The sequence below is a fragment of the Streptomyces sp. NPDC046909 genome (genome assembly GCF_040644695.1).
Taxonomy (GTDB): Bacteria; Actinomycetota; Actinomycetes; order Streptomycetales; family Streptomycetaceae; genus Streptomyces.
Genome location: NZ_JBEYXC010000007.1, coordinates 94,099 through 116,876, shown reverse-complemented (window position 1 = coordinate 116,876; position 22,778 = coordinate 94,099). Strand labels below are relative to the sequence as shown.

The window sequence follows — 22,778 nt, the reverse complement described above, 5'->3', positions numbered from 1 at the left end:
CGTACATAGTGGGGTACCGTGCCCGTATGACTTCTACGTACGCTGTACTTAGTGAAGGTCTGGAGCGTCGCTTCCGCGAGGTCCACGCGCTGCGCGGGCTCGATCTCGCGGTCGAGGAGGGCACGGTCTGCGGGCTGCTCGGGCCGAACGGCGCGGGGAAGACGACCGCGGTCCGGGTGCTGACCACGCTGCTGCGGCCGGACGCCGGGACGGCCCGGGTCGCCGGGTACGACGTGGTGCGCGAGGCCGATCAGGTGCGTCGGCGGATCGCGGTCACCGGGCAGTACGCCTCGGTGGACGGCGATCTCACCGGCGCCGAGAACCTCCGCCTGTTCGCCCGTCTCCTGCGCACCCCGCGAGGCCGCGCCGATGAACTCCTCGAACGGTTCGGACTGACCGGTGCCGCCGACCGGCCCGCGCGCACGTACTCGGGCGGGATGCGCCGCCGCCTCGACCTCGCCGCGAGCCTCGTGACGCGGCCCTCCGTGCTGTTCCTGGACGAGCCGACGACCGGGCTCGATCCGCACAGCAGGAACGAGATCTGGGCCGCCGTGCGGGAGTTGGTGAGCGAGGGGACGACCGTGCTGCTGACCACGCAGTATCTGGAGGAGGCCGACCGGCTGGCCGACCGTGTCGTGCTGATCGACGAGGGGCGGACCGCCCACCAGGGCACCCCGGCCGAGCTCAAGGCCCAGACAGGGCGGTACGCCGAAGTGGTCGTCGCCGAGGACGCCGGCACCGCCGCGCTGCACGCCGCCGCCGTGGTCCTCGACCAACTGACCGGCGCACAGCCGGTGCTGGACCCCGAGCGGCGCACCGCGGGCGCGGTGGTCCTCGACGCGGCCCTCACTCTCCCCCGCATCGTCCGCGAACTGGACGCCGGCCGGGTGCCGGTGGTGGACGCGAGTCTGCGCCCGCCCACCCTCGACGAGGTGTTTCTGCGCCTCACCGCCCGAGAGGAGGCCGCCGCATGAGCGCGGTGATCCACGACGGTACGGCGGTCCTTGGCCGGCATCTCCAGAGGGTGCGGCACGCGCCCGCGATCACGGTGATGACGCAGACGATGCCGATCGTGTTCCTGCTGTTCTTCGGCTATGTCCTCGGCAGCGCCCTCGCCATGCCGGGTGCGGAGTACCGGGCGTTCCTGGTGCCGGGGATGCTGGTCGCGACCGTCGCGAACGGGGTCATGACGGGGATGTTCACCGCCGCCGCGGACTCCCATCGCGGGGTGACGGACCGCTTCCGCACGCTGCCGATCAGCCGCGCGGCGGTGCCGGTCGGACAGGCCGCGGCCGATCTGCTGGTGACGGCGGTCGGGCTGGTGCCGCTGCTGCTGGTGGGGTGCGCGATGGGCTGGCGGGTGGAGGGCGGCTGGGCCGGAGCGGTGGGCGCGTTCGGGCTGTTGCTGCTCTTCCGGCTGGCCGCGACCTGGGTGGGGATCCTGCTGGGGCTCGTCTCCCGCAGCGAGGAGGCCGCCGGGCAGCTGGGCGGGGCGACCTTCATGCTGCCGCTGCTGTCCAACGCGTACATCCCGGTGGACGGCATGCCGGGCTGGCTGCGCACGCTCGCCGAGTGGAATCCGATCAGCGCGGTCACCACGGCCGTACGGGATCTCTTCGGCAACGCGCCGGTCCCGGAGGGGGCCGCCTGGCCGGTGGCACACCCGGTCGCCGGGTCACTGCTGTGGTGTGCGGTGCTGATCGGCGGGTGCGGGACCCTCGCCGTACGCCGGTACACGCGCGGGGAGCGCTGAACTACGGCCCGTCGAGGGTGACTTCGGCGGGCAGTCGGCCCAACTGGCGGGCCTTGTCGGTGTGTTCGAGCGGGGTGGGTGGGGCACCCGCGCCCGAGGGACGTGCCTGGCGCCGCCGCATGCCGTGGGGATGACGGACAGGATCGCGGCGCGGCGCCGGTGCGGCACGGCCGGCCGGGCGCGGGTTCGGAAACGCCTGAGCGTGCGGGCTAGCGCCCGCCGAACAGCGACCGGCGCAGTCGACGCAGCGGGGCGAAGAGCGAGACGCGACGGACGCGCACACCCTGGTCGCTGCGGTTCTGCGCGGGCTCACGAGCGGTCAGCTCACGCATCAACGAGGTCGCCTCGGCCGCCTCGCGCTGCGGGATGGCGGGGCCGCCCAGCACCGAGAGATGACGGTCGAGGCGCGAACTGGTCGCGCTGCTCCCGCACGTGATCGCAGGGACCCTCGCCCTGCTGCGCACTGTTATCTGTTCCATGTCACTCCCCACCCGTACGAGTCCACCCGGCCCGGGCAGGGTAACCCTATCGCCCCCAGGGGGCACTCGTGTATCGCGGTCACAGGATTCACCTTCCCCGTAAGGGTGTTGACGACCCCTCCCCGGTTACTCTCCGAATCCAACCGATTTCAGGGCGAGTTGGACAACTGGCTGGGTAGTGGGCTGTGCTGAGCCCCCGTCGGGCTCGACGGTTACAGCCAGTGACGTCGAGGACTTGTCGAGACCGGAGGTGACCAAGGGCGTGTCGGCGTCGAAGAGCCCGAGGGAGCGCGGTTGCGCGCCGGGGCGCATGAGCCACAGCTGGTTCACGCGGTCCGCCGGGATGTCGTCGTATCCGCTGAGGGTGACGACCGCCCGGCCTTCCGACGCGGACGCGACGACGCCGATACTGCGGCCCCGCGCGTCCTTGCCGGTGCTCGCCCGGGCGTCCGGAGCTGCCAGAACGTGGGCGATCTCACTCGCCCTGGCCTTCTCCGCGTTCAGCTGGTCCCGGGTGTCGTTCGCCTGTACCGCGAACAGCGAGGCGACCACCAGGGCCGCGGCCGCGGTGGCGGTGGCAAACGGCACGAACAGCGGCCGGCGCTCGCGGGGAGCGCGGGCGCGCGCGGGCGGCGCCTGGGTGCCCCAGACGTGCGGCGGCAGCTGCGGCTCGTGCACCCGCCCCTGCTGCACGGGCTGCTCCTGCGCCGTGGTGCGTACGGCGGCCAGCACCCGGTCCCGCATCGCGGCCGGTGCCGGGGCGGCCGTCGACCAGGCGAGGCGCACGGCGTCCTCGGTCAGGGCGCGGACCTCGGCGGCGCAGAGCGGACAGTTCCTCAAGTGCTTCTCGAAGCGGGCCCGCTCGGCGGGCTCCAGGGCGTCGAGGGCGTAGGGCGCGGCCAGCGAGTGCGGGTCCTCGCGGCGGAGCAGTTTGTCGAGCAGGCTCACGCCACACCTCCCAGGCACTCGCGCAGCCGGGTGAGCCCGTCGCGCATCCGGGTCTTGACGGTACCCAGCGGCAGCGAGAGCCGCTCGGCCACTTCACGGTACGTGTAGCCGTCGTAGTAGGCGAGGGTCACGGACTGCCGCTGGAGGTCGGTCAGCCGCTCCAGGCAGTGGCGCACCCACTCGCGTTCGAGTCCGGCCTCGACCTCCTCGGTGACCATGTCGAAGGCGGGGCCGCTGCCCCGCCGGGCCACCCGCAGCTCGCGCTCGCCGGCCGCGCGGGCGCTGCGCACCCGGTCGACGGCCCGGCGGTGGGCGAGGGTGAGGATCCAGGACAGGGCGCTGCCCCGTCCCGGGTCGAACCGCGCGGCGGACCGCCAGAGTTCGAGCAGCACTTCCTGGGACACCTCCTCCGACTGGGCCGGATCCCGCACCACTCGGCGCACCAACCCGAACACCGGCCCGGAGACCATTCCGTACAGCTCCTCGAATGCCTTCTGGTCGCCGCCCGCGACGAGCACCAGAAGCTCGTCCGCCTCCAAGTCGCCTCCCCCTCCCGCAAACCCGCATCTGGGCCGTCCGGCCCCACGAGGTATTCGCAACGCACACACCTCCGGATGGGGTTACGGATCAGCGGGCCGAAAACGCGGGTCGCCGTTCGATGAAACATGATCCCCAATCCGCCGTAAGAACGTTTGGGATTCGACCAATCCACCCTGCCGACCGCTCCGAATCAGCGTTCGTCAGGCAAGTTGGGACTGAGGACGGACGGCATGACACCTATCTCCAGGAGCGGCGCGGGGCGCAGGAGCGTCGCGACCCTCATATGCGCTTCGCTGGCCGCCGGGGGGCTCGCAGCCGCCGGCGTGACCGCGCTGGAACCGGGGGCGGCCTCCGCCTCCAGTCACCGGGAGGCCCCGCTCATCTCCGGGGACCCGCAGTACGACAACACCGACGTGTACGCGTTCGTCAGCCCGGACAAGCCGGACACGACGACGATCATCGCGAACTGGATCCCGTTCGAGGAGCCCGCCGGCGGACCGAACTTCTTCACGTTCGCCGAGGACGCCCAGTACGACATCCACATCGACAACAACGGTGACGCGCAGGGCGAACTGCTCTTCCGCTACACGTTCAAGACGCACACGAAGAACGACAAGACGTTCCTGTACAACACGGGTCCCGTCGAGAGCCTCGACGACCCGGACCTCAACATCACGCAGACCTACGACATCGACCTCATCAAGCTGAAGAAGCAGCACGTGGTGTCGAAGACGAAGCTCGCCGACGATGTGCCGGTCGCGCCGTCGAACGTCGGCAAAGCGTCGATGCCGGACTACAACAAGCTCCGCCAGCAGGCGATCTACAAGCTGCCGGGCGGCTCCACGACCTTCGCCGGCCAGGCCGACGACCCGTTCTTCCTGGACCTGCGGGTCTTCGACCTGCTCTACGGCGGGAACCTCTCCGAGGTCGGGCGGGACACCCTCAAGGGCTACAACGTCAACTCGGTCGCCCTCCAGGTGCCGACGGACATGATCACCGAGTCGCACGAGCAGCCGATCGTGGGCATCTGGTCGACGACCCAGCGCAAGAACGCGCAGGGCTACTACAGCCAGGTCTCGCGCCTTGGCATGCCGCTGGTCAACGAGGTCGTCAACCCGCTCAAGGACAAGGACAAGTTCAACGCGTCCTCGCCCTGGAACGACGCGGACTTCCTGAAGAACGTGACCAACCCGGAGCTGCCGAAGCTCATCGAGGCGATCTACAAGATCAAGGCACCCGCCGAGCCTCGCAACGACCTCGTCGACGTCTTCCTGAAGGGCGTCAAGGGGCTCAACCAGCCGCCGTACGTGCGTCCCGCGGAGGAGCTGCGGCTCAACACCTCCATCAAGCCGGCCGCCGATCCCAAGCGGCTCGGTGTCCTCGACGGCGACAACGCGGGCTTCCCGAACGGGCGTCGGCTCACCGACGACGTGCTCGACGCCGCGCTTCAGGTGGTCGAGGGTGAACTGGTCGGTTCCAAGAACGACTTGGGCGACGCGGTCGACAAGAACGACAAGAAGTTCGGCCACTCGTTCCCGTACCTGGCGAACCCGACCGCGGGGTCGCGGGGGGCGCTGGCCAAGGGGACGAGCGGTGGGAACGACGTCCGTAACCAGCTCGGTGACGCGCTCCAGCCCGCGGGTACCTCCGGTGGGGGCATGGACGACACCACGCTGGTCGCCGCGTCGGCCGGTGCGGGGGCCGCGGGTATCGCCCTGATCGGTGCCGGTCTCATGTGGTGGCGTCGGATGCGGACCCGGCCGTACTAGGCCGTAAAGCATCTGCCCGCATCCCTCATTGACTGGCGCGGCCCGCTCGTACTCATCCCCCACGGCGCGGGCCGCGCCGCACATCCGAGCAACTCATTCCTAGGAGAGGGCGATGGTCCCGGGTACGAACGACGACGAGACGCCGGCCACCGGGCGGCGGCTGCGTGCCTTGCAACTCGGTGGTTCCGCCGTTCTGTTGGCCATTGCCCTCACCGCCGGTTCCATCGCCGTCGGCGCCCTGCGTGACGACGGCGGTACGACGGTGGCGGCGGCGCCGAGTGCGGTGTCGCCGGCGCTGATCACCTCGGGTGACCTGGACGCGAGCATCGCCTCGCTCCAGGAGCATCTCCGGTCGCAGCCGCGGGACTTCGGCGGCTGGGCCACCCTCGGCCTCGCCTACGTCGAGCAGGCCCGCACCAAGGGCGACCCCTCCCGCTATCCGCAGGCCGAGAAGGCGCTGAAGCGGTCGCTGAAGCTGGAGCCCGACAACGAGCAGGGGCTCGCGGGGCAGGCCGCTCTCGCCGCCGCCCGGCACGACTTCGCGGACGCCCTGAAGTACGCCGACCGGACCCTGAAGCAGAACCCCTACAACGAGCGCGCGCTCTCCTCCCGTATCGACGCCCTCGTCGAGCTCGGCCGGTACGGCGACGCGGCGAAGGCCGCCGACACGGCCGACTCGCGCAAGCCGGGCATCCCGGTGTTCACGCGGTTCGCGTACGTCCATGAGCTGCGCGGCGACGTGACCACGGCGGAGCGGGTGCTGAAGCAGGCCCTCGTGTCCGCGTCGGCCCCGGGAGACGTGGCGTACGTCGCCGCGCAGCTCGGTCAACTCGCCTGGAACCAGGGCCAGTACGAGAAAGCCCTCACCTACTACGCGCGGGCGCTGGCCGCCGACGACACCTATCTCCCCGCCCTTGAGGGCCGCGCCCGTGCGCAGGCCGCGAGCGGCGACAAGGAGGGGGCGGTGCGCGGTCTGGAGGACGTCGTCGCCCGCTACCCGCTGCCCGGCCCGCTCGTGGAGCTCGGCGAGCTGTACGAGGAGCGCGGCGACAAGGCGAAGGCCGACGACCAGTACGCCCTCGTCGACGCCTGGACCGCGCTCGCCCGCGCCAACGGCGTCAACGCCGACCTGGACACCGCGCTCGCCGCCGCCGACCACGGCGACAAGAAGGCGGCGCTGCGCGCGGCCCGCGCCGAGTGGGAGCGCCGGCACACCGTGCACACCGCGGACGCCCTCGCCTGGGCGCTGCACGTCAACGGCGAGGACGAGGAAGCCCTCCCGTACGCCCGGCAGGCCACGGCGACCGGCTACCGCAGCGCCGCGTTCCTCTACCACCGCGGTGTCATCGAACGCGCCACCGGCCACGCGAAGGACGCCCGCACGCACCTCGCGGCGGCGCTGAAGCTGAACCCCGGCTTCTCGCCCCTGGGCGCCGGCGAGGCCCGTAAGGCGCTCAAGGACCTGGAGGCGGCCAAATGAAGTCCCGTCGGCTGATCGCCTCCGGGGCGGCCGTCCTCACGGCCGCCTGCGCGCTCGTGCTCCTCCCCTCCGGGGCCGCGAGCGCGCACCCCCTCGGCAACTTCACCGTCAACCGTTACGACGGTCTCGTCGCCGCCCCCGGACAGCTCCGCGTCGACCACGTCGAGGACCTCGCCGAGATCCCGGCGACCCAGGCCAAGCCCGACATCGAGAAGCAGGGCATGACCGCATGGGCCGCCGCGCGCTGCGCGAAGGCCGCGCGGGGCAGCAAGGTCACCGTGGACGGCGGCAAGGTCGCGCTGACCGTGGGGAGCAGCAAGGCACGGCTCCGGCCGGGGCAGGCCGGGCTCGACACCCTGCGGGTGGAGTGCCGGCTGACCGCGCCGCTGCCCGAGGGCTCGACCGTGTCCCTCGGCTTCCGCAGCGCGGGCTCGGACACGGGGCCCGGCTGGCGGGAGATCACGGCCCGCGGCGACCGGATGACGCTCACGGCGTCGGACGTACCGAAGACCTCGGTGTCCCATGAACTGACCAGCTACCCGCAGGAGTTGCTCTCCTCCCCCGCCGACACCTCGACGGCACAGCTGCGCGTACGCCCCGGCGGCCCGGCCCTGACCGAGGAGCGGGAGGACGCCCCGGGCGCCTCGATCCTCCCCCGGGGCGCCGACCGCTGGACCCGGGCGCTGGACTCCCTGGTCGCCCGCCACGACCTCACCTTCGGCTTCGCCGCGCTGGCCCTCTTCATCGCCGTGGCCCTGGGCGCGCTGCACGCGCTGGCACCCGGCCATGGCAAGACGCTGATGGCGGCGGTGGCGGCGGCCCGTGGCGGCAAGGCCCGCCTCAAGGACGTCATGCCCCTCGCCGCGTCGGTCACGGTGACCCACACCCTCGGCGTGGTCGCCCTCGGCCTGCTGGTGACGGCCGGTTCGGGCGCGGCGCCCTCGGTCATCACATGGCTGGGCGTGGCGAGCGGTGCGCTGGTGCTCGGGGCGGGGCTGACCCTCGTACGACGGGTGTGGCACCAGCGGAAGCACGAGCACACGGATGGGCATGGTCACGGGCCTGGTCACGGGCCGGAGGACGGGCACACCCATGACCACCCGCACGAGCCCGTGCCGACACCGGAGCGCGAGCTGGTCCTGACCGCCGCCGCGCACACTCCCGCCGCCGCGACGGCTCCCGCGCACGACCACCACCATGACCACGACCACCACCATGACCACGACCATGGCCACAGTCACGACCACGGTCACGGCCACTCGCACGACCATCCCCACCCGCACGATCACCCGCACCCCCACACCCACACCCCCTCCCGCTCGCACACCCTCGTGCACACCCACGGCGGCTTCACCCACAGCCACTCCACGGCGCCCACGCTCCGCGGCACGATCCTTCTCGGGTTCGCCGGTGGGCTGGTGCCCAGCCCCTCCGCGGTCGTGGTGCTGGTCGGGGCCATGGCGCTGGGGCAGGCCTGGTTCGGGTTCCTGCTCGTCGTCGCGTACGGGGTCGGGCTGGCGCTCACGCTCACCGCGGCGGGGTTCGCCGTCGTGAGGCTGGGTACCGGGATGAACCGGCTGCTGGACCGGCGCCCCCGTTGGACCACGCATCCGGTGACGGGGTTCGTCCGCAGGTCCGCTCCCCTGATATCGGCGCTGCTCGTCGTGGCGCTCGGGGCCGGATTGGTGCTCAAGGGGGCGGCATCCGCACTTGGCTGAGCTACTTTTGGGGAGAAATGACGCTAAGTCACGCGGAGTTGCGAATGGGGGACGCCCGTGTCCGAAGAACCGGGCAGTGAACGTCTGATCGCGGGCCGCTACCGCCTCCTGTCCCCGCTCGGCGAGGGCGGCATGGGAACCGTGTGGCGCGCCCGTGACGAGGTGCTGCAACGCGAGGTCGCTGTGAAGGAGGTGCGCGCGCCCTCGGGGCTGCTGGCCTCGGACGTCGAGCGGATGTATGCCCGGCTCGAGCGCGAGGCCTGGGCGGCGGCGCGGATCTCCAACCGCAATGTGGTGACCGTGTACGACGTGGCGAGCGAGGACGGGCGGCCGTGGATCGTCATGGAGCTGGTCCGCGGTGTCTCGCTCGCCGATGTCCTGGACGCGGAGGGCCCGTTGGCGCCGCAGCGGGCCGCGCACATCGGTGCCGAGATCCTCGCCGCGCTGCGGGCCGCGCACGAGGCGGGGGTGCTGCACCGGGATGTGAAGCCGGCCAATGTGCTGCTGTCGAACGACGGCCGGGTGGTGCTCACCGACTTCGGGATCGCCCAGGTGGAGGGGAGTTCGGCGCTGACGATGACCGGCGAGGTGATCGGTTCGCCCGAATTCCTCGCCCCGGAACGGGCGTTGGGCCGCACTCCGGGTCCCGAGTCGGATCTGTGGTCGCTGGGTGTGCTGCTGTACGCGGCGGTCGAGGGTAACTCTCCGTTCCGCCAGAACACCCCGCTCAGCACCCTGCGCGCGATCGTGGACGAGGAGCTGCCGACCCCGTACCGCGCCGGTCCGCTCACCCCCGTCATCGAGGGCCTGCTGCGCAAGGACCCGGCGGAGCGGCTGTCGGCCGAGCGTGCCGAGCACGAGCTGCGGATCATCGGCGCCGGGGGCACGCTGCGCGCGGACACGCCACCGTCCGGACACTACGCCCCGACGATCGCCGCCTATCCGCAGGAGCCTGCGACGGCTCCCTTCCCGCCGGCCCGCACGACCCCCTCCACCCCCGTGGCTCCCCTGGCCGCCGCGCCGACCGCCCCCTCCAGGACCGCCTCCGAGCCGCCCGACCGCAACCGCCGTGCCGCCGTCGTCCTGATCGCGGGCCTCGCCGTCCTCGCGCTGGCGATCGCGGGACTGACGTACGCCCTGCTGAACCGTGACGACAACGGCGGGAACACGGGCACGGGGAACACCACCAGCCAGACGGACCAGGGGACTTCGCCGACCGGGACGGAGCGGGACACCGCGGTGCCGCCACCCGCGAGCACGCGGAGCAGCGGTCCCACGAGCAGTGCGCCGCCCACGCAGACCGTCGCCGTCACGCTCTCGGGTGCCAACACGGAGTACTCGGGGGCGTGTCCGCCGCCGGAGGCCGAGGCGCCCTCCTTCACCGCGACGATCACGGTGAGCCGGTTGCCGGCGGAGGTGACGTACCGCTGGAAGTCCAAGGACGGCAAGGTCATGGACCAGGGCTGGAAGACGCTGAGGTTTCCCGAGGGGGGCGGCAGGTCCCAGCAGGACAAGGCGTTCGTGACGACGTACGACGACAGCGGGACGTTCGAGAACGAGATCAGCGTCGAGGTCCGGGATCCGGAGCACAAGACATCCAACTCGGTGCCGTTCTCGGTGACATGTGAGACGGAGACCCCGACGGACGGGGCCTCCCCCTCTCCTACGGTCACCGAGTGACGGATCAGGCCGCGCTGTTCAGGACGGGCAGGTAGCCGCCGGACTGGCCGGCCGCGGTGGGGTGGTACGACTCGCCGATGTTGAGCCAGTTCAGGCTGTGCAGCCAGGAGCTGCCGGAGCAGATCTCGTGGCCGGTGAAGGTGGAGCGTACGTCGCCCCAGGTGAAGCCGTGGGCGTCGGCGCGCTTCTGGATGGCGTTGTCGAGGTAGTCGGCGGCGTCGTTGATCGCCTTGCGCTTGGTCTCGGAGAGGCCCACGCAGGTGGTGCCGAGCTTGTAGAAGCGCGGGTAACCGAGCACGACGACATGGGCGTTGGGCGCCCTGGTGCTGATCGCCGAGTAGACGCTGTCCAGTTGGCCGGGGAGCGTGGAGTCGACGTACGCCTTGGCCGTGTTGATGCGGGAGAGGCAGGAGCTGTCGGACTGGAGCACACAGGTGGTCATGACGTCGGAGAAGCCGGCGTCGTTGCCGCCGATGCTGATGGAGACCAGGGCGGTGGCGCTGTTCAGCGGGGCCAGCTGGTTCGCCAGAACATCACCCGTTCGAGCGCCCGAGCAGGCCGTGAAGCTGAACGTCGAGGGTGAGTTGGCGGCGGCCCAGAGGTAGGGGTGGGCCTTGGTGCTGCGCTTGCAGTCGCCGCTTGAGGAGAGGTAGCTGCCGGCGCCCACTCCGGAGGAGTAGGAGTCGCCGAGGGCCACGTAGGGGCCGGTGGCGGCCTGGGCGGGGGTTGCCCCGGCCAGTGCGGCGCCGACGGCGAGGAGGAGCGAGGTGACGTAAGCGGCAAATCGGGAACGTCTCATGGAACCTCCCTTTAGCAGGATCTCTGCCTCAACCGTCGTAGCAACTACGCGTGTTGACGGGAAGTGTCCATGCCAAGACTTTTCCGTCCTTACACACCGCGATCCTGTGAGTTCGCTGCGTGTTTGATTACGCGTGCATGACAGATTTGTTGACAGGTGTTCAGCTCCCTTGATCTACACCGGTAGATAACCCAGTCTTTACTCAAGTCCGGGACGGGAACGCGACGTTCCGGGCCCGTGTGCGCGACGACGCGCACCCACCCCCACGGACGCGTGCCCACCCAAGCGCGCGTCGCCTAAGAGGAGGACTCCCTCGCATGGCACAACTGCGTAAGTTCCGGATCGCCGCGATAACCAGCCTGGCGTCCGCCGCCCTCGTGGGCGGACTCACCGCCCTTCCCGCACAGGCCGCCCCGGCCGAGGGCAAGGTCCTTGCCGCTGATTCCCCCACCGCGGTCAAGGACAGCTACATCGTCACGCTCAAGTCGGGCTCCGCGGGTCTCAAGGCGTCCTCCAGCGCCGGAAAGAACCTGGTCAAGGAGTACGGCGGCACGGTCAAGAAGACGTTCGGCACCGTCCTGAACGGCTACTCGGCCACCCTCTCCGCCACCGAGGCCAAGAGACTCGCGGCGGACCCCGCCGTGGCCTACGTGGAGCAGAACCAGGTCGTCAAGCTGGCCGACACCACGCAGTCCAGCGCCCCCTGGGGCCTCGACCGCATCGACCAGGCCGCGCTTCCGCTTTCCGGGACCTACACCTACCCGGACACCGCGGGCAGCGGCGTGACCGTATACGTCATCGACACCGGCGTGCGCATCACCCACACCCAGATCAGCGGCCGTGCCTCGTACGGCTATGACGCGGTCGACGGCGACACCACCGCCTCCGACGGCAACGGCCACGGCACCCATGTGGCCACCACGATCGCGGGTACCACCTACGGCGTCGCCAAGAAGGCGAACATCGTGGCGGTCCGGGTGCTCGACAACTCCGGTTCCGGCACCACGGCCGGTGTGATCGCGGGCATCAACTGGGTGACCAACAACCACACCACCCCGGCGGTCGCCAACATGTCGCTCGGCGGCTCCGCCTCCACCTCGCTGGACACGGCGGTCGCCAACTCCATCGCGAGCGGTGTGACCTACGCGGTCGCGGCGGGCAACAGCTCCGCCAACGCCTCCTCGTACTCCCCGGCCCGCGTCGCCACCGCGATCACGGTCGGCGCGACCACCAGCACGGACGCCAAGGCCAGCTACTCGAACTACGGCTCCACGCTGGACATCTTCGCCCCGGGCTCGTCGATCATCGCGGGCTACAACACCAGCGACACCGCCACCGCCACGCTCTCCGGCACCTCGATGGCGACCCCGCACGTCGCGGGCGCCGCGGCGGTCTACCTGGCCGGACACACCTCGGCCACCCCGGCCACGGTCGCCTCGGCCCTGGTGGCCGGCGCCACCTCCGGCGTGGTCACCAGCGCGGGCACCGGCTCGCCGAACAAGCTCCTGAAGCTCGTGTCGTAAGGCTCGCGGAGCGCATCACCTGAACGACCGTTCCCCGGAGGCGACTTCAGCCTCCGGGGAACACTTGTCTCATTGTCCGTACCAACCGTGGAGCGCGGGGCTTTTCGGTCTTGACGGCGCGCGCGCCCCTGCGCGACATTGAAGCCTCGCATCCGGCGCTTCGGGGGGCAAAGTCGCCAATGCAGACCATACGTATGAAGGCATCTTCAACGGACGCCGAGCGCGCGCGGACAGGACCGGAGAGAGACCTGTCGCCGCTGCTCGCGGGCGCCGCCACGGCGGTCGGCGGGTTCGGGGCGATCCTCGCGCTGGCCGGCTCGGACTCACCGCTGCGCGGCCCCCTCACTCTGTTCTTCCTGCTGGCCGCGCCTTCCGCGGCACTCTTCGCCGCCCTGCGCGGCCTGGCACCGCTCGGCCGGGTGATCACCGCACTCGCGGGCTCGGTCGTCGTCAACATGCTGGTGGCCCAGGGCATGCTGGCCACCCACCGCTGGTCCTGGCGCGGCGGGATCGTGGCCGTCACCGCGATCAGCGCCCTTCTCCTGCTGCTGGTCTGGGTGCGGCGCCGAGGCGGCCGTACGACGACGGGACGGACTCCCTGACGTGGACATCAGCGTGTACCGCCCCGGCGAACTGAGTGCCGCCGACCGGGCGGCGTGGACCTCGTTGCAGTCCAAGGCCCATCTCCAGGGATCCCCGGAGCTGGCGAACCCGTTCCTGTCCCCCGAGTTCACGCTCGCGGTGGGCCGGTGCAGGCGGGGCGTACGGATCGCGGTGGTGCGGGAGGACGGGGAGCCGGCCGCGTTCTTCCCGTTCCAGAGAAGCGCCACCGGGGTGGGGCGGGCCGTCGGCCTCGGGGTCTCGGACGCGCAGGGGCTGGTGCACCGGCCCGGTTTCACGTGGGACGCCCAGGAGCTGCTGCGCGCCTGCGGACTCGCCGTCTGGGAGTTCGATCACCTGGTGGACGGGCAGGATCCTTTCGCCGTCGGCAGCACCGGCAGCTACCCGTCCCCGGTCATGGACGTCGATCAGGGCTACGAGGCCTATCTGGCCCATCTGCGCGCCCACGCCCCGAAGTTCACCAGGACCACGCTGGCCAAGGAGCGCAAGCTCGGCCGGGACGCCGGCGCGGTGCGCTACGTCCACGACGAGCGGGACCCGGCGGCGCTGCGCACCCTGATGGGCTGGAAGTCGGCGCAGTACCGCAGGACCGGGCGCAGCGACCGCTTCGCGCACGAGTGGATCACCCGTCTCGTGGAGCAGCTGTTCCACACCCGGTCCGATCCGTTCGCGGGGATCCTGTCGGTGCTGTACGCGGGCGGCAAGCCGATCGCGGCACACTTCGGGCTGCGTACCGAACGCGTGCTGGCCTGCTGGTTCCCGGCGTACGACCCGGCGTTCTCGAAGTACTCGCCGGGCCTCGTCCTGCACCTGCGGATGGCGGAGGCGGCCGCTGCCGACGGCATCGCGTACCTGGATCTGGGGCGGGGGCAGAAGGAGTACAAGGACTCCCTCAAGACACGGGAGATCTCCGTGTCGGAGGGGTGGGTGACCCGGCGTCACCCGGTCGCACTCGGGCACCGGGCGCGCCGCGCCCCGGTCCGGGCGCTGCGCAACACCGTCCAGTCGCGGCCGGAGCTCTTCGAGCCGGCGGACCGGATCCTGAAGAGGATGGGGAAGTTTCGGTCGGGCCGATCGCACAACCAATAAGGTTCCGTAACGGTCAAACCAACAAAAACGTGAGGCCTGGTTCCAGGTCTTGCCATAGGGGTTCAATCGTCAATACCGTCATACATCTCACCCGCATCGGCACGTCACCCAGCGGTACTAGGGGAGGGCTCAAGGACCGCGACGGACCGGGGCGGGGCGCGGTAGGGGGGTGCCGTGCTCGGTGACCGCACATGTGACCGAGTCGTGCCGCGCGACCGGCGGCCGTTTCGGTTGTCGGCCAGCTTTGCCAGCTCACCCGGGCGTGCTCGGAGATCCCTTTCGGCATGCCGTAGGTGAACAAACCCCCCTTTCGAACCGGACAACAGCCGGACCGCCCAGGGGCGGGCGGTCCAGCCGGACGAGAGGGAACCAGACTCATGAGCTCAGTTCTGCGCCCTGCGTCAACGGGCCAGGATGTGTCCACGGCTGGTAAGTACCGGCCCGTCTCCACTCACCTGGCGATCGCGCCTCCGGTGAGTGTGGTGATCCCCGCCATGAACGAGGCGGAGAATCTCCCGTACGTCTTCAAGACCCTGCCCGACTGGATCCACGAAGTGGTCCTGGTGGACGGCAACTCCACGGACGACACCGTCGAAGTGGCCCGGGGTCTGTGGCCGGAGGTCAAGGTCGTCAAGCAGCGCGGCAAGGGCAAGGGGGACGCGCTCACCAGCGGGTTCGACGCCTGCACCGGCGACATCATCGTCATGATCGACGCGGACGGCTCGGCCGACGGGCACGAGATCCTCAGCTATGTCTCCGCCCTGGTCTCGGGCGCGGACTTCGCGAAGGGCTCCCGCTTCGCCAACGGCGGCGGCACCGACGACATGACCTTCATCCGCAAGCTCGGCAACTGGGCGCTGTGCACCATCGTCAACCGCAAGTTCGGCGCCCGCTACACGGATCTCTGCTACGGATACAACGCGTTCTGGCGGCACTGCCTCGACAAGATCGACCTCGACTGCACGGGCTTCGAGGTGGAGACCCTGATGAACATCCGGGTCGTCAAGGCCGGGCTGAAGGTGCAGGAGATACCCAGCTACGAGTACCTCCGGATCCACGGCGCGAGCAATCTGCGGGCCGTACGCGACGGGTTCCGGGTCCTCAAGGTGATCCTCGGGGAGCGCTCCAACCGGCGTGAGCTGCGCCGGCAGGCCCATCACTCCCCGATGCTCGACTCGGTCCGGGGAGAGGCGTCTTGAGCGATCCCGACATCTCCGTCGTGATCTGCGTCTACACCGAGGACCGCTGGGAGGACATCCTCGCGGCGGTCGCCTCGGTCGGGGCGCAGTCGTATCCGGCGCGGGAGACGCTGCTGGTCGTCGACCACAACGCGGCGCTCCTGGACCGGCTGACCAAGGAGTACAAGGAAGCCGAGACCGTGCGGGTGCTCGCCAACGCGGGCCCCCGTGGCCTGTCCGCGGGCCGCAACACCGGCATCGCCGCCTCGCGGGGCGCGGTGATCGCCTTCCTCGACGACGACGCCGTCGCCGAACGCGACTGGCTGCGCCACTTCGCCGCCGGGTACGCCGATCCGCGGGTGATGGCGGTCGGCGGCCGTACGGTGCCGATCTGGGCGTCGCGGCGGCGCCCGGCCTGGTTCCCGGAGGAGTTCGACTGGGTGGTGGGCTGCACCTACAAGGGGCTGCCCGAGGGCCTGGTCCAGGTCCGCAACGTCCTCGGCGGCAACGCCTCGTTCCGGCGTACGGCGTTCGACGCGGCCGGCGGTTTCGCCACCGGCATCGGACGCGACGGCGACAAGCGTCCGCTGGGCTGCGAGGAGACCGAGCTGTGCATCCGGCTGACCCGGGCCAGACCGGACGCGGTGCTGCTGATCGACGACCGGGCGGTGATCCACCACCGGGTGCCCGAGGCGCGCGAGCACTTCGGGTACTTCCGCACGCGGACGTACGCCGAGGGGCTGTCGAAGGCCCTTGTCGCCCGAAGTGTCGGCGCGGACAAGGGACTTGAGTCCGAGCGCCGGTACACCACCCGGGTGCTGCCCGCCGGGGTGGTGCGCGGGCTGCGGGACGCCGTGCTGGCCCGGCCGGGCGGCGCGGGGCGGGCGGGCGCGATCGTCGCGGGGGTGCTGACGGCCGCCGGTGGGTACGTGGTGGGCAGTGTCCGGGCGCGGAAGGGGGGCGCCACCTTCCAGGTGGCGCGGATCGAGGGGGGATCCGATGGCTGACACGCGCGTGCCGATTCTCATGTACCACGCGGTGGCGACCGATCCGAACGAGGCGACCCGCGAGCTGTCCGTCGCCCCGGACGCGTTCGCCCAACAGATGGAAATCATCCGGGACTTGGGGCACACCCCCATCACCACGGCCGAGCTGGCGGCGCACTGGCGCTCCGGCCGGCCGCTGCCCGAGCGGCCCGTCCTGGTCACCTTCGACGACGGCTACGAGGGCGTGCACCGGCACGCCCTGCCCGTGCTCGCCAAGCACGGCTTCGCCGCCACCCTGTTCGTCTCCACGGCGTGGCTGCGCGGGCCGCACGACAACGGGCACGCCCTGGACACCATGCTGGACTGGTCCCAGGTCCGTGAACTCGCCGCGGAGGGCGTCGAGATCGGCGGCCACAGCCACACCCATCCGCAGCTCGACCAGCTCGACGACGACGCGCTGCGCCGGGAGCTGATCCTCTGCAAGGAGATCGTCGCGGACGAACTCGGCACCGTCCCGGCCTCCTTCGCCTACCCCTACGGCTACTCCAGCCGCCGGGTGCGCGAGAAGGTCCGCGAGACGGGGTACGCCCAGGCACTCGCCGTCGGCAACGGACTCGCGCGGCGCCCCCAGGGGCCGTACGCGCTGCTGCGGGTGACCGTGCGCCGCAGTACGGACGCCGAGGAGTTCCAGCGGCTGATCGAGGGCCGGGCCGTCGCCCGCAACTTCGCCAGGGACCGCGCGTTCACCAAGGGGTACGCCATGGTCCGAAGAGCACGTCAGCTCCGCCGGAAGGCCACCCGTTCCCGTGTCTGACACGACGACCACCCCCGAGGCCACCGAATCCGTGACCGAAGCGCCCGAACAGTCCGGGCGCCGCCTCCGGCTGCCCGGCCTCGGCCGGTCGCCGGGCGGCAGCCAGCTGTTCCGCAACGCCTACGCCCTGATGCTGAACACGGGGATCTCCGCCGTGCTCGGCCTGGGCTTCTGGCTGGCCGCGGCCCGCTACTACTCCGAGTCCGCGGTGGGCCAGGGCTCCGCCGCGATCGCCGCGATGAAGCTCCTCGCGGGCCTGACCGCGGTGACCCTGACCGGCGCCCTCGCCCGCTTCATACCGATCGCGGGCAAGGCCACCGGGCGGCTCATCTTCCGCACCTACGCGGGCAGTTCGGTGATCGTGGCGGTGGCCGCGGCCGTCTTCCTGCTCACGCTGGACGTGTGGGGGCCGTCGTACCGCTTCCTGCACGGCACGGTGAACGGCCTCGGCTTCATCGCGGCCGTCGTCGCCTGGAACGTGCTCACCCTCCAGGACGGCGTCCTGACCGGGCTGCGCAGCGCGCTGTGGGTGCCGGTCGGCAACACCGTGTTCTCCGCGGTGAAGCTGGGCCTGCTGGTCGCGTTCGCGGTGGCGATCCCGACCGCCGGGGTCTTCGTGTCGTGGGTCGCGGCCATCGCGGTGTCCGTGCTGCCGCTGGGCTGGCTGGTGTTCCGGCGCCTGGTGCCCCGGCACATCAAGGCCACCGAGGACCACGCGCAGCCGCCGTCGATGAAGGAGATCGGGCGGTTCCTCGCGGGCGACTACACGGGCTCCCTGTTCTCGCTCGCCGTGGTCTATCTGATCCCGGTGATCATCGCCTCGCAGGTCAGCTCCGAGGACAACGCGTACTTCTACATCACCACGACCATCGGCGGCACGGTCAACCTCCTCGCCATCAACATGGGCGCCTCGCTCACAGTCGAGGGCTCCCACGACCCTGCGCGCCTGGCCTCCAACACCCGTGCCGCGCTGAAGCGGATGGCGCGGATCATGCTGCCGATCTGCGGGCTGCTGTTCCTGGGCGCACCCTGGATCCTCGGGGTGTTCGGCTCGGGCTACGCCGACGCGGCGACCCCGCTGCTGCGCTGGTTCGCGGTCGGCGCGGTGCTGCGGGTCGTCATGGAGACGTACTTCGCGGTGCTGCGCGCCCAGAGCCGGACCGCCGGACTCGCCTGGCTCCAGGGCCTGTTGTGCTTCCTGGTGCTCGGTCTGACGCTGCTGCTGCTCCCGCGGATGGGGCTGACCGGCGCGGGGGTCGCCGAGATCTCCTCGCTCGCGGTGATCGTGGCGATCGCGGCGCCCAAGCTGTACAGGACCGCGATGGGTGTGCCGAGCGGGGTCGTCCCCGAGGAGGCGGCGCCCGACGGTGACCTCGCCGACCTGGGGGCGCGCGAGGTTCCCGTCACGCCGGGCGCCCGTAAGCGGGGGCCCACCTGGGCGCTCGACCAGGACACCCTCGCCCTCGGTATCCATGTCGACTTCGACCACCTGGAACGCCGCCCGGACGTCCGCCCGGGGCCCGGCACCCCGCCCACCGGGATGCCCGTGGTCCGGCCGCGGCCCCGCCCCGAGGCGCACCGGCCGACCTGGGCGAAGCTGCCCGAGGTGGGGCTGCCGGTCGAGGAGCGGGAACCGGGGACGGAGGCCTCGCTGGGACCGGTCGAGGCTTCCGGCGGACCCGCCGAGACCGAGGTGGACGCGCCCTTCGAGAGCACCCTCGACCTGGGGGGAGAGGGAGACGGCGAGCAGGAGGCCGTACGGGAAGAGGCGTCACCGGTGGCCGAGGAACCACCACCGCCGCCGCCACCGCTGTCGTGGCGTGAGCGGTTGCAGCCCAGCAGGGCCGGGGTCGTCCTCGGCGGTCTGCTGACCGCGTCGCTGCTGCTGTACTGGGTGCCCGCGCTGCGTCTGGGCGAGGCCGACCTCGACGAGATGGGCGGGCTCGGGCTGATCTCCGTGCTGCCGCTGCCCACGCTGGTCGGGGCGGCGCTGCTGGCCGTGGCCTTCGCCTCGCTGCTGTGGCTGGGCCGGGAGCACAAGGCGCTGCTGCTCATCACCCTGCTGGCGACGGTCGTGTCGCTGCACGCGCTGCCCGCGGTGATCGAGACGGAACCCCGGTTCGCGACCGCCTGGCAGCATCTGGGCTTCCTCGACTACATCGACCGCACCGGCTCGGCCGTGCCCGACCTGGACGCGCGCTGGAGCTGGCCGGGCTTCTTCGCGGCGGCCGCGTTCGTCGCGCAGGCCTGCGGGGTCACCGACTTCACAGAGCTGATCCGCTGGTGGCCGCTGGCCATCCAACTCCTCTATCTGGCCCCGATGTTCCTGCTCGTGCGCCATATGCGGGCGGGCTGGCGGGCCAAGTGGACCGGCCTGTGGGTGTTCGTGCTCAGCGGCTGGGTCGGCCAGGACTACTTCTCCCCGCAGGGCTTCACCTATCTCCTCTACCTGGTGTTCGTGGCGCTCCTGCTGGTCTACTTCCGCGCCCCGCGCGTGCTCTGGACCAAGAAGCGCCCCGGCGAGGCGGAGGTCGAGCCGACCAACCGCCGCCAGCGCGCGGTCCTGCTGATGGTCGTCATAGGCCTGTTCGCGGCGAGCGTCCCGGCCCACCAGCTGACCCCGTTCGTGATGCTGGGCGTCCTCGCGGCTCTCGTCCTGATCGGCAAGTCCGAACTGCGCGGCCTGCCCATCCTGTTCGCCGTCATGGTCGCGGTGTGGGTGGGCTTCATGGCCGAGCCGTACTGGTCCGGGCACTTCGACGAACTGTTCGGCGGGGTCGGCGGCGTCGGCAGCAACGTCCAGTCGTCGGTCGGCGGCCGCATCGAGGGCGGCAGCTCCACGCACAAGCTCGTCCTCTACACGCGCGTGCTGCTCGCCGGCGGTGTGATGGCGTTCGCCTGCTGGGGCTGGTGGCGCCGCCGCGACGCCCACTACCGCGAACGCGCCCTGCTCGTCCTGACCTTCGTACCGTTCCTGGGCTTCGGCATGCAGTCGTACGGCGGTGAGATGGCGCTGCGCGTCTTCATGTTCGCGCTGCCCGGCGCGGCCCTGCTGATGGGCCTCGCCCTGTTCCCGCGCGCCGGGATCACGGCGAAGGAGCGCGAGAAGGACCGCGTGAGCCTGGCCCCGCTGGCCGCGCTCATGGCGGGTCTGCTCCTCATGGGCGGCTTCCTGATCGCCCGTTGGGGCAACGAGCCGTTCGAGCGGATCCGGCCCGGCGAGGTCGCCGCCATGGAGTACGTGTACGCCCATGACGATCCGACGGTCCGGCTGCTGTGGCTGAGCAACGACACGGTCAACAACGTGACGCCCGCGATGCCGTGGGGCGCGCGGGACATGGAGAAGGTCGAGTACGTGCCGACGCTCGCGCCGACCGACCCCGTGCTGGTGTCGAGCCTCGTCAAGGCGCTCAAGGACGCCGGCCCGAACTCGTATCTGATGATCAACCGCAGTCAGGTGACGTATCTGGAGATGGACGTCGGCTACTCGAAGATGTGGGAGCCGCGGCTCATCGAGAACCTCGACAAGCGGGCGGAGTTGAAGCAGGTCTTCGTCAACGCGGATGTCACCATGTACGCGCTGGCCAAGGAGCCCGCGGGCAAGGTCGCGAAGGCGGACCCGGGTCCGATCGGGCCGCAGGTGACCTGGACGCCGTGGTCGGTGGTCGGCGGTCTCGCGGCGCTGGCGCTGATCGTGCTGCTGACGGCACGTGAGGTGGTCCGGGTCGCGGTGCGGCCGGGGGTGCGGCAACTGCGGTGGCTCCAGAGCAGCTTCTGGTTCTCGCTGCCGCTGCTCGCGGTGCTGCTGGCCTCGCTGGTGCAGCGGTTCATGACGATGAAGTGAGGGCTCGGCGTACCGAGGCTCAGTGGCTCATCCGGACTGCCGGGTGAGCCACTTGACCTCGTAGGCCGCCATGTCGAAGCTCTGCCCGTCGATCTTCGCGCTGATCTGCCGGTCCAGGGTGTTGACCACCAGGACCGTCCTGTCGGTGGCGAGCACGCGCACATTGGGCACGTCGTCGGCGGCCACGGACACCGTCTTGTAGTCGGTCCCCGGCGGGAACGCCTTGCTGAACCGGCTGACGAGGTCGAACATCGGCAGGTTCTGCCCGCCGTCCTTGCCGCTGGTGGGCGTCCAGAGACAGCCGGCGCAGTCGGTGCCCTTCTCGTTCTCCGGGTTCCAGTAGAGGGCGGAGGTCGTACCGCCCTCGGCGAGGGCGATCATCCCGGCGGCCTGTACGGCGACCCGGCGGTCCTCGGACCAGCCCTCGCGTTCGTCGTCGGCGTCGGCGGGCTCGACGTAGTACTCGGCCCACCACAGCGGCAGGTTCCCGGTCTGCTGCCGCACCCACTTGCTGACGGCGGTGAACTTGTCGGTGGCCGCGAACTCGTTCGGCAGCATCTCGTCGTCGTTGGTGTAGCTGGAGCCGTCCACGACAACGAAGTCGGCGCCCACCTTGTTCTTGTTCCAGTAGTCGAAGGCGTCGAGGATCCGCTGGTCCATGGCGCCCCACGGCCCCTTGAAGGTCGTGGACGCGTCCTCGGAGCGCGGATCGACGCTGTCCATCACGAGATACGGCCCGCCGACCATGATCTGCGGGTTGACCTTCTTCAGCGCCCGGTAGACGAGGTTGTAGAGCTTGGTGTAGCCCTCGTAGTCCCAGCGGGCCTCGGAGTCGTTCCAGAAGCCCTTGAACTCGTTCCAGACGATGAAGTGCCGTACATCCGGATAGCGCTTGGCGACGGTCGCTGCGAGCGCGGCGAAGTCGTCGAAGTACGCCGGATCCGGCGCGGTCTCCAGCGCGGACTGGCTCCAGTCGGTGTTGCCGACACCGGGCTCGCCGCCCTTCATCCAGTCCGGGGCGCAGCACAGGGTGACGACCGGGGTGGAGCCGGAGGCGCGGATGAAGTCGATCCGGCGGTCCATGTCCTCGAAGTCGTAACGCCCCTTGACCGGCTCGGGGTTGTCGGCGCCCCAGCCCATGATGTGCTGGTTCTGCGGCAGCCCGCCGACGTCCGCGATGCGCCCCTCGACCCGCTCGACGGCGGTGGAGTTGCCCTCGTCGGCGCTGTACTGGGTGTGGGTGAAGCCCCAGCCCACCTCGGGGGTCTCGGCGTCCGGCGTGCTGGTGGGCGTGCCGTGCGCCTTGCCGCCGTCGCGCGTGGTGCCGTCGGTGCCAGCGCCGTTCCCAGGAAGCGTGTTGAGGAGGGTCACGACCAGCGCCAAGGCCACCGCGCCCACGCCGAGCAGCGCGGTGAGCCGCCACCGCCGTGCCCCCGAATACCACCCATGACGTCCCATCAAGGGTCAATGTAATCGCGGGGACGGCGGTGGCGGCAGGTCTTTGAGATGCACAGCTCTGTAACAGGACGGAGCACCCGCAAGCGGTCTCATCCGACA

At 70.7% G+C, this 22,778-nt stretch carries 18 protein-coding genes; 13 read left to right on the top strand and 5 right to left on the bottom strand.

Translation table 11 applies throughout. The annotated features are described in order from the left end of the window. Positions 1–26 precede the first annotated feature (26 nt). Together ABZ928_RS24120 and ABZ928_RS24115 are read left to right on the top strand one after the other, a co-directional pair. Positions 27–974 carry an ATP-binding cassette domain-containing protein gene (locus tag ABZ928_RS24120; protein WP_361522529.1) on the top strand — a complete coding sequence of 316 codons (948 nt, stop codon included), beginning with the start codon at positions 27–29 and terminating at the stop codon, positions 972–974. Continuing rightward, entirely contained in the window at positions 971–1,753 is a 783-nt protein-coding gene (locus tag ABZ928_RS24115) for an ABC transporter permease (protein WP_361522526.1), read from the top strand. Before ABZ928_RS24120 ends, ABZ928_RS24115 begins: the two co-directional genes overlap by 4 nt. A gap of 209 nt (positions 1,754–1,962) precedes the next feature. On the opposite strand, the gene ABZ928_RS24110 is transcribed toward ABZ928_RS24115, so the two are convergent. The 3 genes from ABZ928_RS24110 to ABZ928_RS24100 form a co-directional block, all read right to left on the bottom strand. Beyond that, a complete protein-coding gene (locus ABZ928_RS24110) occupies positions 1,963–2,232 on the bottom strand; it encodes a hypothetical protein (protein ID WP_361522523.1) in 270 nt (89 codons plus the stop codon). A 126-nt stretch (positions 2,233–2,358) separates the two neighbouring features. Continuing rightward, on the bottom strand, positions 2,359–3,180 hold the full coding sequence (locus tag ABZ928_RS24105) for an anti-sigma factor (protein WP_361522521.1): 822 nt from the start codon (positions 3,178–3,180) through the stop codon (positions 2,359–2,361). Continuing rightward, complete coding sequence (locus ABZ928_RS24100) at positions 3,177–3,719, bottom strand: sigma-70 family RNA polymerase sigma factor (RefSeq protein WP_361522519.1); 543 nt, start codon at positions 3,717–3,719, stop codon at positions 3,177–3,179. Before ABZ928_RS24100 ends, ABZ928_RS24105 begins: the two co-directional genes overlap by 4 nt. A 231-nt stretch (positions 3,720–3,950) precedes the next feature. On the opposite strand from ABZ928_RS24100, the gene ABZ928_RS24095 reads away from it, so the two are divergent. From ABZ928_RS24095 to ABZ928_RS24080, 4 genes are all read left to right on the top strand, one after another. Then, entirely contained in the window at positions 3,951–5,489 is a 1,539-nt protein-coding gene (locus ABZ928_RS24095; protein WP_361522516.1) for a DUF4331 domain-containing protein, read from the top strand. 112 nt (positions 5,490–5,601) lie between these two features. After that, on the top strand, positions 5,602–6,969 hold the full coding sequence (locus ABZ928_RS24090; RefSeq protein WP_361522513.1) for a tetratricopeptide repeat protein: 1,368 nt from the start codon (positions 5,602–5,604) through the stop codon (positions 6,967–6,969). Then, entirely contained in the window at positions 6,966–8,687 is a 1,722-nt protein-coding gene (locus ABZ928_RS24085; RefSeq protein ID WP_361522510.1) for a sulfite exporter TauE/SafE family protein, read from the top strand. Before ABZ928_RS24090 ends, ABZ928_RS24085 begins: the two co-directional genes overlap by 4 nt. A 57-nt stretch (positions 8,688–8,744) precedes the next feature. Continuing rightward, positions 8,745–10,367, top strand: coding sequence for a protein kinase (locus ABZ928_RS24080; RefSeq protein WP_361522507.1), 1,623 nt, complete (start codon positions 8,745–8,747; stop codon positions 10,365–10,367). Between the two features lie 4 nt (positions 10,368–10,371). On the opposite strand, the gene ABZ928_RS24075 is transcribed toward ABZ928_RS24080, so the two are convergent. Next, a complete protein-coding gene (locus ABZ928_RS24075; RefSeq protein WP_361522504.1) occupies positions 10,372–11,166 on the bottom strand; it encodes an SGNH/GDSL hydrolase family protein in 795 nt (264 codons plus the stop codon). A gap of 317 nt (positions 11,167–11,483) precedes the next feature. Here ABZ928_RS24075 and ABZ928_RS24070 point away from each other — a divergent pair, with 317 nt between their 5' ends. From ABZ928_RS24070 to ABZ928_RS24040, 7 genes are all read left to right on the top strand, one after another. Then, a complete protein-coding gene (locus tag ABZ928_RS24070) occupies positions 11,484–12,689 on the top strand; it encodes a S8 family peptidase (protein ID WP_361522501.1) in 1,206 nt (401 codons plus the stop codon). A gap of 194 nt (positions 12,690–12,883) precedes the next feature. Then, positions 12,884–13,291: a hypothetical protein gene (locus ABZ928_RS24065; protein WP_361522498.1), complete on the top strand. Its 408-nt coding sequence runs from the start codon at positions 12,884–12,886 to the stop codon at positions 13,289–13,291. A gap of 1 nt (position 13,292) precedes the next feature. Beyond that, positions 13,293–14,399 (top strand): GNAT family N-acetyltransferase, encoded by a 1,107-nt coding sequence (locus ABZ928_RS24060; protein WP_361522495.1) that lies wholly within the window; start codon positions 13,293–13,295, stop codon positions 14,397–14,399. 377 nt (positions 14,400–14,776) lie between these two features. Beyond that, positions 14,777–15,598, top strand: coding sequence for a glycosyltransferase family 2 protein (locus ABZ928_RS24055; RefSeq protein WP_361522492.1), 822 nt, complete (start codon positions 14,777–14,779; stop codon positions 15,596–15,598). After that, entirely contained in the window at positions 15,595–16,584 is a 990-nt protein-coding gene (locus tag ABZ928_RS24050) for a glycosyltransferase family 2 protein (protein WP_361522490.1), read from the top strand. Before ABZ928_RS24055 ends, ABZ928_RS24050 begins: the two co-directional genes overlap by 4 nt. Further along, the gene (locus tag ABZ928_RS24045; protein WP_361522487.1) at positions 16,577–17,377 is read left to right on the top strand and encodes a polysaccharide deacetylase family protein; all 801 of its coding nucleotides are present in this window, start codon (positions 16,577–16,579) and stop codon (positions 17,375–17,377) included. Before ABZ928_RS24050 ends, ABZ928_RS24045 begins: the two co-directional genes overlap by 8 nt. After that, entirely contained in the window at positions 17,370–21,221 is a 3,852-nt protein-coding gene (locus ABZ928_RS24040; protein WP_361522484.1) for a lipopolysaccharide biosynthesis protein, read from the top strand. Before ABZ928_RS24045 ends, ABZ928_RS24040 begins: the two co-directional genes overlap by 8 nt. Positions 21,222–21,248: 27 nt before the next feature. Here ABZ928_RS24040 and ABZ928_RS24035 read toward each other — a convergent pair whose 3' ends face one another. Beyond that, on the bottom strand, positions 21,249–22,679 hold the full coding sequence (locus tag ABZ928_RS24035; RefSeq protein ID WP_361522481.1) for a xylan 1,4-beta-xylosidase: 1,431 nt from the start codon (positions 22,677–22,679) through the stop codon (positions 21,249–21,251). Positions 22,680–22,778: the final 99 nt, after the last annotated feature.

Excerpts from the sequence above, each read along its gene's own strand:
- ABZ928_RS24120 (WP_361522529.1), top strand. The coding sequence starts at position 27 with ATGACTTCTACGTACGCTGTACTTAGTGAAGGTCTGGAGCGTCGCTTC.
- ABZ928_RS24115 (WP_361522526.1), top strand. The coding sequence starts at position 971 with ATGAGCGCGGTGATCCACGACGGTACGGCGGTCCTTGGCCGGCATCTC.
- ABZ928_RS24110 (WP_361522523.1), bottom strand. The coding sequence starts at position 2,232 with ATGGAACAGATAACAGTGCGCAGCAGGGCGAGGGTCCCTGCGATCACG.
- ABZ928_RS24095 (WP_361522516.1), top strand. The coding sequence starts at position 3,951 with ATGACACCTATCTCCAGGAGCGGCGCGGGGCGCAGGAGCGTCGCGACC.
- ABZ928_RS24090 (WP_361522513.1), top strand. The coding sequence starts at position 5,602 with ATGGTCCCGGGTACGAACGACGACGAGACGCCGGCCACCGGGCGGCGG.
- ABZ928_RS24085 (WP_361522510.1), top strand. The coding sequence starts at position 6,966 with ATGAAGTCCCGTCGGCTGATCGCCTCCGGGGCGGCCGTCCTCACGGCC.
- ABZ928_RS24075 (WP_361522504.1), bottom strand. The coding sequence starts at position 11,166 with ATGAGACGTTCCCGATTTGCCGCTTACGTCACCTCGCTCCTCCTCGCC.
- ABZ928_RS24070 (WP_361522501.1), top strand. The coding sequence starts at position 11,484 with ATGGCACAACTGCGTAAGTTCCGGATCGCCGCGATAACCAGCCTGGCG.
- ABZ928_RS24065 (WP_361522498.1), top strand. The coding sequence starts at position 12,884 with ATGAAGGCATCTTCAACGGACGCCGAGCGCGCGCGGACAGGACCGGAG.
- ABZ928_RS24055 (WP_361522492.1), top strand. The coding sequence starts at position 14,777 with ATGAGCTCAGTTCTGCGCCCTGCGTCAACGGGCCAGGATGTGTCCACG.
- ABZ928_RS24045 (WP_361522487.1), top strand. The coding sequence starts at position 16,577 with ATGGCTGACACGCGCGTGCCGATTCTCATGTACCACGCGGTGGCGACC.
- ABZ928_RS24035 (WP_361522481.1), bottom strand. The coding sequence starts at position 22,679 with ATGGGACGTCATGGGTGGTATTCGGGGGCACGGCGGTGGCGGCTCACC.